The 15,306-nt window shown below is 64.4% G+C and carries 16 protein-coding genes and 1 pseudogene; 10 read left to right on the forward strand and 7 right to left on the reverse strand.

The genetic code is table 11. The features are described 5' to 3' along the window. Positions 1-4 precede the first annotated feature (4 nt). The 4 genes from AAE027_RS21645 to AAE027_RS21660 all read left to right on the forward strand — a co-directional run bounded on the left by AAE027_RS21645 (position 5) and on the right by AAE027_RS21660 (position 4,135). Positions 5-1,147, forward strand: a complete 1,143-nt coding sequence (locus AAE027_RS21645) for an acyl-CoA dehydrogenase family protein (RefSeq protein WP_370986573.1) — start codon at positions 5-7, stop codon at positions 1,145-1,147. Between the two features lie 4 nt (positions 1,148-1,151). Next, positions 1,152-2,735 (forward strand): acyl CoA:acetate/3-ketoacid CoA transferase, encoded by a 1,584-nt coding sequence (locus AAE027_RS21650; RefSeq protein ID WP_370986572.1) that lies wholly within the window; start codon positions 1,152-1,154, stop codon positions 2,733-2,735. A 9-nt stretch (positions 2,736-2,744) separates the two neighbouring features. After that, complete coding sequence (locus AAE027_RS21655) at positions 2,745-3,227, forward strand: MaoC family dehydratase (RefSeq protein WP_370986570.1); 483 nt, start codon at positions 2,745-2,747, stop codon at positions 3,225-3,227. A gap of 71 nt (positions 3,228-3,298) precedes the next feature. Then, positions 3,299-4,135 carry a transporter substrate-binding domain-containing protein gene (locus AAE027_RS21660; protein WP_370986568.1) on the forward strand — a complete coding sequence of 279 codons (837 nt, stop codon included), beginning with the start codon at positions 3,299-3,301 and terminating at the stop codon, positions 4,133-4,135. Positions 4,136-4,177: 42 nt separating this feature from the next. Here the strand turns inward: AAE027_RS21660 and hydA are convergent, their stop codons facing one another. From hydA to AAE027_RS21685, 5 genes are read right to left on the reverse strand one after another with little or no spacing between them, the layout of a single operon-like run. Continuing rightward, the gene (gene hydA / locus AAE027_RS21665) at positions 4,178-5,587 is read right to left on the reverse strand and encodes a dihydropyrimidinase (protein WP_370986566.1); all 1,410 of its coding nucleotides are present in this window, start codon (positions 5,585-5,587) and stop codon (positions 4,178-4,180) included. An 11-nt stretch (positions 5,588-5,598) separates the two neighbouring features. Beyond that, the gene (locus AAE027_RS21670; RefSeq protein ID WP_370986565.1) at positions 5,599-6,330 is read right to left on the reverse strand and encodes a maleate cis-trans isomerase family protein; all 732 of its coding nucleotides are present in this window, start codon (positions 6,328-6,330) and stop codon (positions 5,599-5,601) included. A 10-nt stretch (positions 6,331-6,340) separates the two neighbouring features. Next, a complete protein-coding gene (locus AAE027_RS21675; protein WP_370986563.1) occupies positions 6,341-7,117 on the reverse strand; it encodes an ABC transporter ATP-binding protein in 777 nt (258 codons plus the stop codon). Beyond that, complete coding sequence (locus AAE027_RS21680; protein ID WP_370986561.1) at positions 7,117-7,968, reverse strand: ABC transporter permease; 852 nt, start codon at positions 7,966-7,968, stop codon at positions 7,117-7,119. Before AAE027_RS21680 ends, AAE027_RS21675 begins: the two co-directional genes overlap by 1 nt. After that, a complete protein-coding gene (locus AAE027_RS21685; protein ID WP_370986560.1) occupies positions 7,952-8,956 on the reverse strand; it encodes an ABC transporter substrate-binding protein in 1,005 nt (334 codons plus the stop codon). The genes AAE027_RS21680 and AAE027_RS21685 overlap by 17 nt, the downstream gene beginning before the upstream one ends. Before the next feature lie 198 nt (positions 8,957-9,154). On the opposite strand from AAE027_RS21685, the gene AAE027_RS21690 reads away from it, so the two are divergent. Further along, a complete protein-coding gene (locus AAE027_RS21690) occupies positions 9,155-9,862 on the forward strand; it encodes a GntR family transcriptional regulator (RefSeq protein WP_370986559.1) in 708 nt (235 codons plus the stop codon). A 2-nt stretch (positions 9,863-9,864) separates the two neighbouring features. Then, positions 9,865-10,614: an aspartate/glutamate racemase family protein gene (locus tag AAE027_RS21695; RefSeq protein WP_370986888.1), complete on the forward strand. Its 750-nt coding sequence runs from the start codon at positions 9,865-9,867 to the stop codon at positions 10,612-10,614. On the opposite strand, the gene AAE027_RS21700 is transcribed toward AAE027_RS21695, so the two are convergent. After that, a complete protein-coding gene (locus AAE027_RS21700) occupies positions 10,615-10,785 on the reverse strand; it encodes a hypothetical protein (RefSeq protein WP_370986558.1) in 171 nt (56 codons plus the stop codon). A 34-nt stretch (positions 10,786-10,819) separates the two neighbouring features. Between AAE027_RS21700 and AAE027_RS21705 the strand changes: the two are divergent. Then, positions 10,820-11,185: pseudogene (locus AAE027_RS21705) on the forward strand (amidase family protein); the annotation flags it as partial. A gap of 192 nt (positions 11,186-11,377) precedes the next feature. Here the strand turns inward: AAE027_RS21705 and AAE027_RS21710 are convergent. Next, a complete protein-coding gene (locus AAE027_RS21710) occupies positions 11,378-11,506 on the reverse strand; it encodes a hypothetical protein (protein WP_370986557.1) in 129 nt (42 codons plus the stop codon). Between the two features lie 86 nt (positions 11,507-11,592). On the opposite strand from AAE027_RS21710, the gene AAE027_RS21715 reads away from it, so the two are divergent. The 3 genes from AAE027_RS21715 to AAE027_RS21725 all read left to right on the forward strand — a co-directional run bounded on the left by AAE027_RS21715 (position 11,593) and on the right by AAE027_RS21725 (position 15,260). After that, positions 11,593-12,048 (forward strand): RbsD/FucU family protein, encoded by a 456-nt coding sequence (locus AAE027_RS21715; RefSeq protein WP_128938430.1) that lies wholly within the window; start codon positions 11,593-11,595, stop codon positions 12,046-12,048. A 369-nt stretch (positions 12,049-12,417) separates the two neighbouring features. Then, complete coding sequence (locus tag AAE027_RS21720) at positions 12,418-14,043, forward strand: type 2 periplasmic-binding domain-containing protein (RefSeq protein ID WP_091883684.1); 1,626 nt, start codon at positions 12,418-12,420, stop codon at positions 14,041-14,043. A 116-nt stretch (positions 14,044-14,159) separates the two neighbouring features. Continuing rightward, complete coding sequence (locus AAE027_RS21725; protein ID WP_370986556.1) at positions 14,160-15,260, forward strand: carbohydrate ABC transporter permease; 1,101 nt, start codon at positions 14,160-14,162, stop codon at positions 15,258-15,260. Positions 15,261-15,306: the final 46 nt, after the last annotated feature.

A 15,306-nucleotide genomic window follows, 5' to 3' on the forward strand; every position in this document is an offset into this window, starting at 1 on the left:
CGCCATGGATCGCTTCTACTCCCAAGACCAGAAAGCCCTGCGCGAGACCGCCCGACGCTTCGCCGAAGCGGAGATCCTACCCCGCGCGGCCGCGATCGACCGCGAGGACCGCTTCGATCGCACGCTCTACAAGGGCATGGCTGACCTCGGCCTGTTCGGCATTTGCCTGCGCGAAGGCGCTGGCGGTGCTGGGCTTGATGCAGTGGCAGCCTGCATTGCGATGGAGGAACTGGCGCGCTGCTCCGGCGCGGTCGCCAACGCCTTCGCCATTCCGGTCGAGGCCGTACTGTTCTTCGACCATCACGGCACCGAGGCGCACAAGGCGCTGATCCCAAAAATCCTGAGCGGCGACATCATTCCCGCCACCGCCGTCTCCGAGCCCGATCACGGCTCAGACGTCGCGGGTATCCGCACCAATGCGGTGCGCGAAGGCAATGGCTGGCGGCTCACCGGCACCAAGGCCTGGGTGACGCTCGGCGGCGTCGCCGATCGCATCATGGTGTTCGCGCGAACCGGCGCGGATGCCGGCCACCGCGCCATCTCCTGCCTGCTGGTCGACGGCGCGCTGCCCGGCATCGCGCGCGGCAAGAACGAAGAGTTGCTCGGCATGCACGGCCTCGACGACTGCCAGATCACCTTCTCCGACGTGCGCCTGCCCACCGACAGCGTGATGGGGCCGGAGAACCAGGCCTTCAAGATGGCCATGAGCAATTTCAACTTCAGCCGGCTGATGATGGCCTCGATGGCACTCGGCATGGCGCAGGCGGCGTTCGAGGATGCCACCAAGTACGCCCGCGACCGCAAGCAGTTCGGCCAGTCCATCATCGGCTTCCAGGCGGTGCAGTTCATGCTCGCGGATATGTCGACCGACATCGCCGCTGCGCGCCTCCTGATCCACCACGCCGCGCGCCTGCACGATGCCGGCGAGCCGATCGCCAAGGAGGCGGCGCAGGCAAAGCTGTTCACCACCGACATGGCGATGAAGCATGTCTCCAACGCGCTGCAGATCCACGGCGGCAACGGTTATTCGCGCGAATACCGCATCGAGCGGATCTTCCGCGACGTGCGCCTCGCCCAGATCTACGAGGGCACCAACCAGATCCAGCGGCTGATCATCGCCCGCCAGGTCGAGAAGGAGGCCGCGTGAGGGCATGCTGAGCATCATCACGGCGAACGAGGCCGCCGGCCTGATCCGCGACGCCGACACGCTGATCGTCGGCGGCAATGGCGGCACGGGCGCGGCCGAAGCTATTCTCGACGCGCTGGAGCAGCGCTTTCTCGGCGGCCAGGGCCCACACGATCTGACGCTGATCAACATCACCGGCGTCGGCGCCGTCTCCGAGAAGGGCCTCTGCCATCTCGCCCATGAAGGCCTGATCGCGCGCGTGATCGGCGGCAATTTCGGCCTGCAGGTGCCCTTCATGCGCCTCGTCCGCGACGAGCTGATCGACGCCTACAATTTCCCGCAAGGCGTGATGAGCCAGCTCTGCCGCGCCATGGCGGCAAAGCATCCGGGCGTGCTCACCCATGTCGGCCTCAACACCTACATGGACCCGCGCCAGGACGGCGGGCGCATGAACAAGCGCACCACCGCGCCGCTGGTCGATTTGCTCGAGCTGCACGGCCAGTCCTGGCTGCTCTACCGTGTCCCCGCCCCGCCCGATGTCGCCATCATTCGCGGCACGTCGGCCGATGAGGACGGCTATATCAGCATGGAGCACGAGGGCACGACGCGCGAGGATCTCTCGATCGCGCAGGCCGTGCACAATGCGGGCGGCACCGTGATCTGCCAGGTCAAGCGCATCGTGAAGCGCGGCTCGATCCATCCGCAGATGGTGAAGATCCCCGGCTTCCTGATTGACCACGTCGTGCTCGAACCCGAGCAGATGCAAACCTACGGCACCGTCTACGATCCGGCGCGCTGCGGCGAGACGCGCGTGCCGGCGGCGATGATCACGCCCGATCCGCTGACCGAGCGTCGCATAATCGCTCGCCGCGCCGCCTTCGAATTGCGCCCGCGCGACGTCGTCAATCTCGGCGTCGGCATCTCCGCGATGATCCCCAATGTCGCGGCCGAGGAAGGCATCTCCGACCTGATCACGCTGACGGTGGAATCCGGCGTCGTCGGCGGCGTGCCGGGTCATGCGCGCGAATTCGGCACCGCCATCAATCCGCGCGTCATTCTCGACCAGGCCTATCAGTTCGACTTCTACGACGGCGGCGGCCTCTCCTGCGCCTTCCTCTCCTTCGCGGAGGTGGACGAAGCCGGCAACGTCAACGTCACCCGTTTCGGCGAACGCCGCGACGGCTCCGGCGGCTTCATCGACATCACCCAGAACGCCAAGCGGCTGATCTTCAGCGGCACCATGACCGGTGGCAAGTTCGACATCGGCGTCGAGAACGGCCGCCTCGCGATCCGGCGCGACGGAGCCTTCCGCAAATTCGTGCCGCAAGTGGGCCAGATTAGCTTCAGCGCCTCTCTCGCGGCGCAGCGCGGCCAGCATGTCAGCTATATCACCGAGCGCGCCGTGTTCGAGCTGGAGAACGGACACGTGACGTTGACAGAGATCGCGCCGGGCGTTCGCCTCGAGGAGGACATTCTCGCCCATATGGGCTTCAAGCCGCGTATCAGCCCACAGCTGAAAGACATGGATCCGCGCATCTTCCGGTCCGGGCCGATGGGAATTGCACAGAGCTTCAAGGCGCTGCCGGCGCGGCCACGGAAGGTTGCCTGAGGGATCAGCATGGACGCCAACGGCCCGATCAATCTCCGTTACGAGGACATCGCGCTCGGTGCGGAGTTCGAGACCGCCGTGCACACCGTGACGGAGGCCGATATCGCGGCCTTCGCCGACGTCACGCGTGACCACCACCCGCTTCATGTCGATGGCGCCTATGCGCGCTCCCGCGGTTTTCCCGCGGTGATCGGCCACGGCCTGTACGGTCTGTCACTGATGGAAGGGCTGAAGTCTGAGCTGAAGCTATACGAGGAGACCTCTGTCGCCTCGCTCGGCTGGGACGAGGTGAAGTTCAAGGCTCCCATCGTCGCCGGCGATACCTTGCGTGTGCGCTTCCGCTTCGTCGAGAAGCGCCCGACCAAAAATCCCGAGCGCGGCATCGTCATCGAGACGCTCGACCTCATCAACCAGCGCGACGAGGTGGTGACCGCGGCCCGCCACATCTCGCTGATCCTGACCCGGCAAGCCGACGGATCGGCGGCCATGTGACGAGACAATGAAGAAGACGTCGGACCGGAGAACGGCTCCTCTGCCACCCACGATTTGATCGGAGTATTCAGATGCGATTTCCCAAGACCTTCTCCGCCCTCGTCCTTCTGGTCGGCCTGACGCAGGCCGCCGGTGCCCAGACCTGCACGCCGAAAGTACCGGCGTCGAGCCTGATCGAGGCGCCGAAATGGCAGATGTCGATCAACCCGACGCTGCCGCCGCAGCAATTCGTCGACGACAAGGGCGAGTTGCAGGGCCTCAATGTCGAGCTCGCCCGCGAGATCGCCAAGCGCATCTGCGTCGAGGCAGTGTTCCTGCGCATGGATTTCCCGCCGATGATCCCGGCGCTGCGCTCGGGGCGTTTCGATGCCATCAACACCGGCCTGTTCTGGACCGAGGAGCGCTCCAAGATGCTCTACCTCGTGCCTTATGCGCAGCAGGCGATCAGCATCTACACCGATCCCTCCTCCAACTTGAAGCTCGAGAAATTCGAGGATCTCGCCGGCCGCGTGGTGGGCGTGGAATCGGCGACCTACACCGAGCGCAAAGCGCGCGAATTCAGCACTGAGATGGTCGCCAAGGGCCTCAAGCCAGTCGAGCTGCGCACATTTGCGACCGTCACCGCGACGTCGGCGGCGCTGCGCGCCGGCCAGCTCGAAGCAGCGCTCAACATCAACGAGACCGCGAACTCGCTCGAGCAGAAGGGCATCGCCAAGATCTGGGTCCGCGACATCGCTGGCACCGACATCACCTTCGCCTTCCGCGACAAGCTGCTTGCCCAGGCGGCCGCCGATGCCCTGACGGCAATCCGCGCTGACGGCACCTATGACAAGCTGTTCGACAAGTTCGGCATGACCAAGCTGAAGACCAGCACGTTCGCGATCCGCGGCGATGGTCCGACAAATTGACGGCAGGCACCGTTACGACAGGCCACTTGGCGGCGTGTCGAATCAGATCAGGCTCGACCTGCCCCGGCTCAGCACTTCGCCTGCGCCCTTGGCTCCGACGATCCGTCCCTGGTCACAGACCACCCGGCCGCGGGCGATTGTGGTCACCGGCCATCCCGTGACGTCGAACCCTTCCCATGGCGTGTAGTCTGAGCCGTGATGCAGATCGGCCTGCCGGATGGGCTTCTTCAAATTGGGGTCCCAGAGAACGATATCGGCATCAAAGCCGACGCCGATCGAGCCCTTGCGCGGATAGAGGCCGTAGATGCGGGCGTGGTTGGTCGCGGTCAGTTCGACGAACTTCTGCAGCGTGATGCGTCCCTTCGAGACGCCCTCGGAGAACAGTATCGGCAGCCGCGTCTCGACGCCGGGGATGCCGTTCGGCACCCAGCGGAACGAGGTGCGGGCGTTCGGCGTCAGCTTGCCCTTGGGATCGTCGTAGCGGAACGGGCAGTGGTCGGACGAGAAGGTCTGGAACACACCGGTGGTGATGCCCTCCCAGATCGCCTGCTGGCTCTCGACGTCGCGCGGCGGCGGCGAGCAGACGTATTTCGCGCCGGTGATGTCCATGTTGAGGCCCTTCATGTCGTCGGCCGTCAGCGTGATGTATTGCGGGCAGGTCTCCGCATGCACCGGCAGGCCGCGCTGCTGGGCCCAGCGCACCTGCTCCATCGCCTCGCGTCCGGAGACATGGACGATCATGATGGGAACGCCGATCACCTCGGCATGGCTGATGGCGCGATGCGTCGCCTCGCGCTCGACGGCCTGGGGCCGCGAGGTGCCATGGTAATAGGGCGCGATGTGGCCCTCGCGCTCGAGCTTGGTGGTGAGGAAGCGGATCGCGTCATAGCCCTCGCAGTGGACCATCACCAGCGCCTCCTCGCGGCGCGCGACGTCAAAGACCTCGAGCAACTGCTTGTCGCTGAGCACGAGGTCGTCATAGGTCATGAACACCTTGAACGAGGTGTAGCCGTCCTTGACCAGCGCCGGCAGTTCCTGCCCGAGCACGACGGCGGTCGGATCGGAAATGATCAGGTGAAAGGCGGCGTCGATATAGCACTCGCCCTCGGCGAGCTTGCGGTAGTTCTCGACGCAGGTGCGCAGCGACGTGCCCTTCTCCTGCAGCGCGAAAGGCAGCACCATGGTGTTGCCGCCGGCCGCCGCGGCGCGCGTCGCCGAGGCAAAGTCGTCGGCCATGACCACGTCCGGACCGGAGGGTTGAGAAATGTGGACGTGGCTGTCGATGCCGCCGGGCAGCGCAAGGAGGCCCGTCGCGTCGATCTCGCGCGCCGCCCCATTGATGCTGTCCGCGATGCTGACGATGCGGCCGTCGCGAATGCCGATATCGGCGCGAAACTCGTCGCTGGCCGTCACGATGGTGCCGCCGCGAATGGCGAGATCGAGCTGGGTCACAGGCATCTCCGTTACTTGATGACCGCTGATGTCTGGAATATCCGGCCCCACTCCGCAAGAGCCGCGATGTCGCCGCCGGCGAGCGCCAGCGTCCGCCACAGCGACACCGCCACCGAATCCAGCACAGCGATGTTCAATTCCTGTTCGAGTGAGGCCGCAAGCGCGGCTCCGGCGAGATTGGTGCAGAGAATCACGGCGGCATCCGCGCCCTCCGCCGCCACGTCACGGATCATGCCTGCGATCGTCGCAGGCGCGACCTCCCCGAAAGAAAAATTGTCGCGCAAGCCGAGGTGCCGCTCTGCGTGTGAAGCGACGCCCTCCTCGGCCCAGACGTCGCTAATCCGCCGCTGGACGTCGTGCGTATAGGGCGAAACGAGGCCGACGCGCTTGGCTCCGAGCGCACGGGCAGCGTCGATGCAGGCGAGCGTGGACGTCGTCGCCGGGATGCCCGTGCGCGCCGTGATGGCTTCGCACAGGCTCCTGTCGCGGCCAATCCCGAGCCAGCTCGCCGACGTGCCGTTCCAGGCGATCGCGTCGACCTTGGCATCCGCCAGCAGGTCCGCTGCCGGCAGCATTACCGAGGCGTCGAACTGGCTCAGCGCGGCAGCGTCGAGCGCAATCTCGGTGACGCGGAAGCGCGAGAAATGCGCCGTGACGCCGGGGGCTCCGGCTAGCATGGTGCAGGTGACGGGCTCAAGTACCGAATTGGAGGACGGCGTGATCATGCCGAGACGCTTGCGCATGGCCTTAACCTTACGACGCCTGCGCAAGGCGCGTCGACTCCTCCCGGATCAAGGCCAGGATGCGGCGCTTTGCGTCGTTGAATTCGGGGCTGGTGATGTCGCGCGGGCGCGGCAGGTCGAAATTGACGGCCTCGCGGATCCGGCCCGGCCGCTTCGTCATCACCACGATCTTGTTGCCGAGGACCAGGGCCTCGTCGACGCTATGGGTAACGAACACGATGGTACAGCGCCTCTTCTGCCAGATCGCGACCAGCTCCTCCTGCATTTCGAGCTTGGTCTGGGCGTCCAGCGCCGCGAACGGCTCGTCCATCAGGATCACGCTGGGGTTCATCAGCAGCGCGCGGGCGATGCCGACGCGCTGGTTCATGCCGCCGGACATCTCGGAGGGATGGTGGTGCTCGAAGCCGCGCAGGCCCACGAGATCGATGAACTCCATGGCGCGGCCGTGGCGTTCGGCCTTGGGGATACCCTTGAGCTTGAGGTGGAAGGCGATGTTGTCGATCGCCGTCAGCCACGGCATCAGGGTCGGCTGCTGGAACACCACGCCGCGGTCTGAGCCGGGCCGCTCGACTTGCTTGCCATCCACCAGCGTGCGGCCGGAGGTCGCCTGCTCGAAGCCGGCGATGATGTTCAGGAGTGTCGACTTGCCGCAGCCGGAGGGGCCGAGCAGGCAGACGAAGTCGTTGGCCTCGATGTCGAGATTGATGTTGTCCAGCGTCAGCAGGTCGCGGCCGCGCCTCTTGTCGGAGAACACCTTGACGATGTTGCGAAGCTCGATTGCCGCCATCAGCCCGCCCTGCCCTGCACGGTGGTCGTCTGCTGCCAGCGCAGCGTGTGCGCCATGATCGCCTTGAGGCCGAGGTCGGAGAGATAGCCGAGCAGCCCGATCGAGATCATCGCCGCCAGCACGATGTCGTAGCGCAGGAAGTAATAGGAATCCCACAAGACATAGCCGAGGCCGCTCTTCACCGCGACCATCTCGGCCGTGACCGTCAGCATCCAGGCCGAGCCGACCGCGATGCGCAGGCCTGCGAAGATCGATGGCAGCGCCGCCGGCAGGACGATGTCGGTCAGCATCTGCCGTCCGTTCGCCCCCATCATCGCGCCGGCGCGCACGAGATTGTGGTCCACCGTCTTGACGCCATGGATGCTGTTCATCAGCACTGGAAAGAAGGCACCGAGGAAGACGAGGAAGATCGCCGGCTTGTCGGCAATGCCGAACCAGATGATCGCCAGCGGAATCCACGACACCGGCGGAATCGGCCGCAGCATCTGCAGCGTCGGCTCCAGCGTCTTCTCGAACAGGCGCGACCAGCCGATGGCGACGCCGGCGAGGATGCCGAGAAGGCTAGCCAGCGCAAAGCCGCCGAAGACGCGAAGAGCACTCGCAAGCGCATCGCTCAGCCAGTGGCCGGAATAGGTCTGCGTGGTCTCGTCGAAGCCGAATACCCAGTCGCCGAGCGCATGCAGCACCGCGCTCGGCGCCGGCAGCAGCGCGGGCGGAAGCATGCCGCTGCGGGCAAAGGCCTCCCAGCCTGCGATCAGCAGCGCGGGCACGATGAGGCGCTCGAGCCCCTGGAACGCCCGCGTCAGTCGGAACGCCGACTTCGCCGGCGAGACGTCAGTAACCGAGGTCATTCTTGGCCTTTCCCGTGGCCTGCTCCAGGAACGAATAGTCCATGTTCTTCTCCGCCTCCGCGGAGACGTCCTTGGAGATGTAATTGAGGTCGCGCATCATCGCGGCGATCGCCAGCGTCTGCGAGCGATGGATCGCGGGATCGGGCGAGGCATTCTTCAGCGCCTCGGTCGCCACATTCTTGTCGAGGCCGGTCAGCTTGTTGATGACGTCGATCCACGGCGCCTTGTCGGCGATCAGCTTGTTGTCGAGCTCGACCACGGCGCTGATGACGCCCTGGACGCCGGCGCGCTGACTCGCGATCACGTCTGAACGGGTGACGATAATGTTGGTCAGATTGCCGGCGGCCTGGTCGTACGGCAGCACGAAGTGCTTGCCGGTGCCGGCGAGCCGGATCTGCGAGGCGAACGGCTCGACCGAGCAGATCATGTCGACTTCGCCGCGCTGCAGCGCCGCGAGATGGTCGGACGGATTGGGGATATTGATGAACTGGATGTCCTTGTTGGGATCGACGCCCTGCTTCAGGAACGCGCCGCGCATGTGGATGTCCTGCGCGTTGCCGCGCGACGCCGCGACCTTCAGCGGCTGACCGTCGCTCTTCGCCTTCAGAGCGGTCGTCTTGAAAGTGGCCCAGTCCTCGGGCGGCAGGTTCAGCTTCGTGGAGGAGAGACATTCCGAGCCGCCGTTGATCTGGCCGGATACGGCAACGACGTCAAAACCCTTGTCGAGCGCGGTGATGTAGTGGAGGTAGGTGACCTGCGCGACGTCGATGCTCTTCGAGACCAGCGCGGTGAGCACGTCATTGCCTGAGTTGAAGCCGGTGGCCTCGACCTCGACGCCCTTCGCCATGCCTGGAATCAGCGACATCGGCAGGCAGTGCGCGCATTTGGCGTAGCCGAGCTTGATCTTCGCTGTCTGCGCGGACGCGAGATCGCTTCCCCCAAGTATTGCCGCCATCGCCACGAGGCCCAGTCGCAATCTCGTCCGCATCGCTCACTCCGTTTCGAAGGCGCGAGATTTCGCGCGTCTTGCGCGATCATCGGTCGACCTTTGCGGCAGCGCAACGGGGATTCTGCATGCTGCATACAATTTGCGCGCTATGCCATTGTTTTCAGCTACATGCGTCAGTATTTTGGGCAAGCCAAGCAGTCGGAAACGGCTAGGATGAACTGAAGCAACGAGGCGCGCGTGCAGCAGAAGTCGGAAACCCCGAAGGGACGAAAGTCGCCCAAACTCAAGCGGATGGGCCTGCATGAGCGCGCCGCCGCGCGGATGCGGACGATGATCATTCGCGGCGAGTTGCCGCCGGGATCGCAGACCCAGGAGACCAAACTGTCGAAGGAGCTGGGCGTGTCGCGCACGCCGCTGCGCGAGGCAATGAAGGTGCTCGCGGCTGAAGGCTTGATCGAGCTCCGCCCCAACCGCAGCCCGCGCATCGCTGACATCGCGGTTGACGGCATATCGGAGTTGTTCGAGGCGCTCGCCGGCATCGAGCGGATTGCCGCCGAGTTGGCGGCGGAGCGCGCCACCGAGCGCGACCTCGCCCGCCTGCGCACGCTGCAGACCCGCATGGAGGGCCATCATCGCAACGGCAAGCTCGACGATTATTTTGCGATCAACGGCGAGATCCACAACACCATCGTCCGTATGGCCCGCAACACGCCGCTCCGCGAGGCGCACGAGACGTTGATCTCCCGTGCCGAACGCGCGCGCTATCTGGCGCTTGGCGCCGACAAGCGCTGGAGCAATTCGGTGGACGAGCACGCCGGCATCCTCGCCGCCCTTGAGGCGCGTGACAGTGAAGCGGCCGGCCGCCTGCTCGGCGCCCATGTCCGACAGACCGGCACCGCGCTGCTCGAGACTCTTGCTCCCAAGCCCAAGCTGACGGCGGCATGACCATGAAGCTGCTGCTGCTCAACCCCAACACCAGCACCGACGTCACGCACCTGATGATGGGTGTCGGGCAGCGCGCCGCCTCCCCCGGGACCGAGCTGATCCCCTGCACCGCGACCCGCGGCGTGCCCTATATCGCGACGCGCACCGAGGCCCAGATCGGCGGCGCCATCGCACTGGAGATGCTGGCCGAGCAGCATCGGAAGGTCGACGCCGCGATCATCGCGGCGTTCGGCGATCCCGGCCTGTTCGCCGCGCGCGAGACCTTCGACATTCCCGTGGTCGGCATGGCGGAGGCGGCGATGCTGACCGCCTGCATGGCCGGACGCCGTTTTGCCATCGTCACCTTCGCGCAAGCTTTGGGCCCCTGGTACGAGGAATGCGTCCGCGCCCATGGGCTGTGGGAGCGCTGCGCCGGCATCCGCATGCTCGACACGCCGTTCCAAGCGATCTCGGAGGTCGCCACCGAGAAGGAGGATTTGCTCGTCGAACTCGCGCAGCGCGCCATCGTCGAGGACGAGGCCGATGTCCTGATCTTTGCCGGCGCCCCGCTCTCGGGCCTCGCCGAGCGCGTCGCCGACCGGATTCCGGTCCCCGTGGTCGATCAGGTCATCGCCGCGGTAAAGCAAGCCGAGGTGCTTCATGCGCTGCGCCTGCGCAAGGCAACGGCGGGCACGTTCCGCCGCCCCGCCGCGAAGCCGACAATCGGTCTTGCCGAGACGCTCGCCGCCCGGCTCGAGCACCGCGACAGCTGATCAGAGAGGCGGCCGGCGATGCGAAAACCCCAATTCGTTTTCGATGGCACGGCCGAAGGCAAACAGGCGGGATTCGCAGCCCGGTGGCGCGATGATTTGGATGCCGAAGGGCAGCTCGTGCGCCTCCCGGCGCGCCGGCAAGGTCAGGACCGGGAAACCGACCAGCGACACGATGAAGGTGACCGCGAGATAGTCGATCGGCTAGATCGAACGCGGCCTGTCCTGTTCGGGCACCGAAGTCGCCGGCGCGCTTGGCGCAAGCGCCGCAATCGCCACCGCGTTTGCAGCCTTCTTCGGCGAGATCGATCTATTGCTGGCGCCAACCGTCCCATGCGTGGCGTGGCCACTGACGCGGCTCGGACCAGACATGATTGGCGGAAAGCCGGCCAGCCCGCGAGCGCACGCGGTGTTCACGCCCTTCGTCAATCACGCTCGTCTGCCGGCGATTTCGATTCCGTGCGGGACGGATCGGTGCGGGCTTCCATTCGGCCTTCAGATCATCGCCGCGCGCGGACAAGACCGCACGCTGCTTGAAGCAGCGCAAGAGGTTGAGGCCGTGTTGCGAACGTAAATCCTGCCGTTAGATGTCTCTTCCGAAGGCCTGCTCACGTTGGCTGTCATGAGCTTTTTCCTTGATCTCCCGGTGCACACGCCGCCTCTTAAATCATTGAGAAACTTGAAGTCTCGCTCCAAGCCATCATGGACGCCGCGGAAAAGCGCAATCAGTTCGAAGATGCCAGCCATCAAGGGAGAGCAATTCCGACTACAAGGGCCGCGCCATGCTCTCAGGGACAAACAGCGATGAGGCGGCGATGGCCATCACACTGCGCGTCAGCTCCTTGCTCGTCATCATGGCTCGGAACAGCGCGATCTGGTCGGCATTGAAGGCCATGCCGAGCGGTCGATATGGACGACAGCGCGGAGACGTCAGATATTGGGCCGATCAGAGAGGCCTGAACATTTCAAGGGAGGCGCGCCATGCTGAAGTCGATCGACCCTGTTCTGAATGCTGATGTGCTTTATGCGTTGCGGTCCATGGGTCATGGCGACGACCTCGTGCTCTGCGATACGAATTTCCCGGCCGATTCCGTCGCCCGCCAGACCGCCCTCGGAAAGCTACTCCGCATTGACAACGTCAGTGCGGGCCGCGCCGCGCGCGCGATCCTGTCGGTGCTACCGCTCGATTCCTTTGTCGACAAGCCGGCGTTGCGCATGGAGATCGTTGGGCAGCCGAACGAAATCCCGGACGTGCAAGCCGAGGTGCAGAAGGAGATCGACGCCGCCGAAGGCCGCTCGCTTCCGCTGGCGTCGATCGAGCGGTTTGCCTTCTACGAGCTTGCAAAAAAGTCCTACTGCGTGGTCCAGACCGGCGAACGGCGCTTCTATGGCTGCTTCATCTTCAAGAAGGGCGTGATCCCGCCTGATGCGACTTAAGTCGCGCCAAGGCATTGGCGGCGGCACGGGCTGCGCGACGCATTCGGCGCAAATGTGACGGCGACGCGACATCCCTCGCCGGAGCCAGCTCACACATGATGGGCTACTGCAGCGCGAGATCGACAGCATCGTTTGCATCGTATTCGGTCGACCGCGTCCGCTTTGCGCGGATTCGTTGACATTGATCGGTGCCGTTGCATACTCGACGCGGCTTCCCGCACCGCCGCCGCGACATGAACTTCCGCGAGCGTCACTTCTCCACGGTGCTTAGGCAGCCCAATCTGACCTGACCAAGACTTTGACATAAGCAACGTCAAAAAACGGGAGGATTTCGTGGTGAAGCAGCAAGAGCATGATCAGCATCCCGCAATGCACCCCAACAGGCGCACGGTGCTCAAGAGCGCGGCCGGAGCCGCCGCACTTGGCACGAGCGGTGCGCTTGGCACCTTCTCCGAGCTTGCATTCGCGCAAGCCAATCTGCGCGCCGAGATCACGAAAATTCCAGGCGTCGGCAAGGGTGCTCCGACCGACGCCGACTGGCAAAAGGTCGGTGAGCTCTGCCTTGGCCCGACCAAGGCCAGCATCAAGGAGGGCGAGTTCAAAGGTGTCGAACTCTCCTTCATGGGACTGAACAATCAGAATCTGCATAATCTGTTGTTCCGCGGCTTCCTGAAGCCGTGGGAGGCCTATACGGGCGCAAGGATATCCTGGATTGATCTGGCGCAGGCCGACTACAACCCACGCCTGCAACAGGCGATCGCGACCGGCACGGTCGACTTCGACATCCTCGAGATGGGAGCGCCGTTCGAGGGCGACGTCTGTGGCAAGGGACTGGCATCGGAGATGCCGGACTGGGTCAAGAAACAGATAGATGTTGACGATTATGTCGATTACCTGAAGCCGCCGGTTGGAACTTGGAACGGCAAGACTTATCGGGTCACCATCGACGGCGACTGCCACAACTTCAACTACCGCACCGACGTCTTCTCCGACCCAACCCTTGCCAAGGCCTGGAAGGACGCGGGAAATTCGACCGACTGGGGCGTGCCAAAAACCTGGCAGCAGGTGCAGGCGGTGACGAAATTCCTCAAGGGCAAGAAGATAAAGAACCAGAACGCGTTCGGCTATCTCGACGCGCCAAAGCCCTGGGGCGGGTTCGGCTTCTATTTCCTCGGCAGCCGCGCCTCGGCCTATGCCAAGCATCCCGACGACAAGGCCTGGCTGTTCGACATCGATACGATGAAGCCGCGCATCAACAATCCGGCCTGGGTCCGCGCCATCCAGGACGTGATTGACGCGCTGCCGTTCGAACCTGCCGACCAGCTCAATGCCGATCCGAACACGACCGGCTTCCAGCAGTTCCTGGCCGGCATCGGCTCGATGATCCCCTGGTGGGGCGACATCGGCCAGGTGGCGAAGGCGAGCGACACCTCGGTCATCGGCGACGTCGTCGCCTTCGACATCCTGCCGGGCTCGGACGATGTCTACAACTCCAAGACCGGAAAGTGGGACAAGCTCTCGAGCGGCCCGAACCATGCGCCGAACTGCGCCTATCTCGGCTGGGGCGTTTACGTCATGGCGCGGGTCAATGGCGACGAGAAGAAGCATAAGGCTGCGTGGAGCGCGGCCGCGCATCTCGGCGGCAAGGATCTGTCGCTTTGGATGGTGATGTATCCTTCGGGCTTCCAGGCACACCGCACCAGCCACTTCCAGTACGACGAATGGGTGGCGGCGGGCTATGACCGCAAATACATCACCTCCTACCTGAACTCGCAGCTCGCCTCCTACAACCATCCAAACCGCGCCGTGGAGCCGCGCATCCCCGGCATCTTCCAGTACTACAGCATCGCGGAAGACGAGCTCACCAAGATCTTCGCCGGCAAGGTTGATGCGCAAACCGGCGCGAACAACATCGCCGCCGCCTGGGAGAAGCTGACCGACCAGATCGGCCGCGAGCGGCAGATCGGGCTCTACAAGGCCTCGCTCGGCGTATAGCGGCGCTTGCGCGAAGCCATCCACCCTCGGCTGGTGCCTCCGGCGCCAGCCGAGGACTTGCCCGGCGACAGAGCCGGCACAGAATGCGGCTCATCTCGATGCAGAATTCCGTACCCGTGAGCGACGACCTGCACCACCAGCCCGCGGCGAAGCGCGCACGCGGCAGCAGGAAGATCGCCGGCCGCGCGCTCGTCCTGCTGGCGTCTCTCGGCTTCCTGTTTGTCCTCCTCATTCAGATCTTGCATACGACCGGCGCGATGACTGCCGGATTTTCCGATTGGCGGCCGATCCTCATCGCCTATCTCGTCTGGGCCGTTGCGTTTGGCATCGGACAAGTTCTGACCCGCGGCGAACGTGGCCAGCGCGCGCTGTTCCTGCTGCCGGCGGTGTTCTTCACCGTCGCCGTCGTGATCTTCCCGACGATCTTCGGGATCTATATCGCCTCTCTCGACTGGAATCTGAGCTCGATCGAAGGGCCGCGCTTCAGCGGCTTCGACAACGTCAGGGGCATGCTGAACGACACCTATTACTGGAATGCGCTCGGCAACATGGTCTTTTACACCGCCGCAGTGCTTGGCGAATACGCGATCGCGTTCGGACTGGCGCTCTTGCTCAGCGCCGAGATCCGTGCGCGAAAATTCTTCCGCGTGGTCTTCCTGCTGCCGATGATGCTCAGCCCCGTCGCCGTGAGCTGGATGATCGGCAAGTCGCTGATGGAATATCGCTTCGGACCGGCAGCGACGCTGGCGCGCTATCTCGGCTGGGACAACCCGGCCTTCTTCGCCTCGCCGTGGATGGCGCGCTTCAGCATCCAGGCGATGGACGCGTGGGTGTCGATCCCTTTCATCATGATCATCCTTCTCGCAGGTCTGCAGGCGATGCCAAAGGAGGTGCAGGAGGCGGCCAAAGTCGACGGCGCGAATGGCTGGCAGTCGTTCTGGCACGTCACGTTTCCGATCATGCTGCCGGTGAGCATCACCGTCCTCATTATCCGCATCATCTTCAAGCTGAAGCTCGCCGACCTCGTGATCAACGTCACCGCTGGCGGGCCGGGAGGCGCAACCGACACGGTCTCGAGCTTCATCTACCGAGTCTACCGCGACCGCTCGAACGTCGGATACGGCACGGCGCTCGCTATGGTTTACCTGCTTATGATCATCGTGCTCCTGACCGTGCTGTTGCGCCTGTCCAAGCGCTGGACGCAGAAGGTCGTCTAGCGCTTCAAACGGAGTTTCTCGATTGACTAGATCGACCTTGGCATTG

It is taken from the genome of Bradyrhizobium sp. DN3 (assembly GCF_041357655.1).
Classification (GTDB): Bacteria; Pseudomonadota; Alphaproteobacteria; order Rhizobiales; family Xanthobacteraceae; genus Bradyrhizobium.

Bases quoted from the DNA above. Each gene is read 5' to 3' on its own strand.
- AAE027_RS21645 (WP_370986573.1), top strand. From the start codon at position 5: ATGGATCGCTTCTACTCCCAAGACCAGAAAGCCCTGCGCGAGACCGCC.
- AAE027_RS21650 (WP_370986572.1), top strand. From the start codon at position 1,152: ATGCTGAGCATCATCACGGCGAACGAGGCCGCCGGCCTGATCCGCGAC.
- AAE027_RS21655 (WP_370986570.1), top strand. From the start codon at position 2,745: ATGGACGCCAACGGCCCGATCAATCTCCGTTACGAGGACATCGCGCTC.
- AAE027_RS21660 (WP_370986568.1), top strand. From the start codon at position 3,299: ATGCGATTTCCCAAGACCTTCTCCGCCCTCGTCCTTCTGGTCGGCCTG.
- AAE027_RS21670 (WP_370986565.1), bottom strand. From the start codon at position 6,330: ATGCGCAAGCGTCTCGGCATGATCACGCCGTCCTCCAATTCGGTACTT.
- AAE027_RS21675 (WP_370986563.1), bottom strand. From the start codon at position 7,117: ATGGCGGCAATCGAGCTTCGCAACATCGTCAAGGTGTTCTCCGACAAG.
- AAE027_RS21680 (WP_370986561.1), bottom strand. From the start codon at position 7,968: ATGACCTCGGTTACTGACGTCTCGCCGGCGAAGTCGGCGTTCCGACTG.
- AAE027_RS21685 (WP_370986560.1), bottom strand. From the start codon at position 8,956: ATGCGGACGAGATTGCGACTGGGCCTCGTGGCGATGGCGGCAATACTT.
- AAE027_RS21695 (WP_370986888.1), top strand. From the start codon at position 9,865: ATGAAGCTGCTGCTGCTCAACCCCAACACCAGCACCGACGTCACGCAC.
- AAE027_RS21710 (WP_370986557.1), bottom strand. From the start codon at position 11,506: ATGGCCTTCAATGCCGACCAGATCGCGCTGTTCCGAGCCATGATGACG.
- AAE027_RS21715 (WP_128938430.1), top strand. From the start codon at position 11,593: ATGCTGAAGTCGATCGACCCTGTTCTGAATGCTGATGTGCTTTATGCG.
- AAE027_RS21720 (WP_091883684.1), top strand. From the start codon at position 12,418: ATGCACCCCAACAGGCGCACGGTGCTCAAGAGCGCGGCCGGAGCCGCC.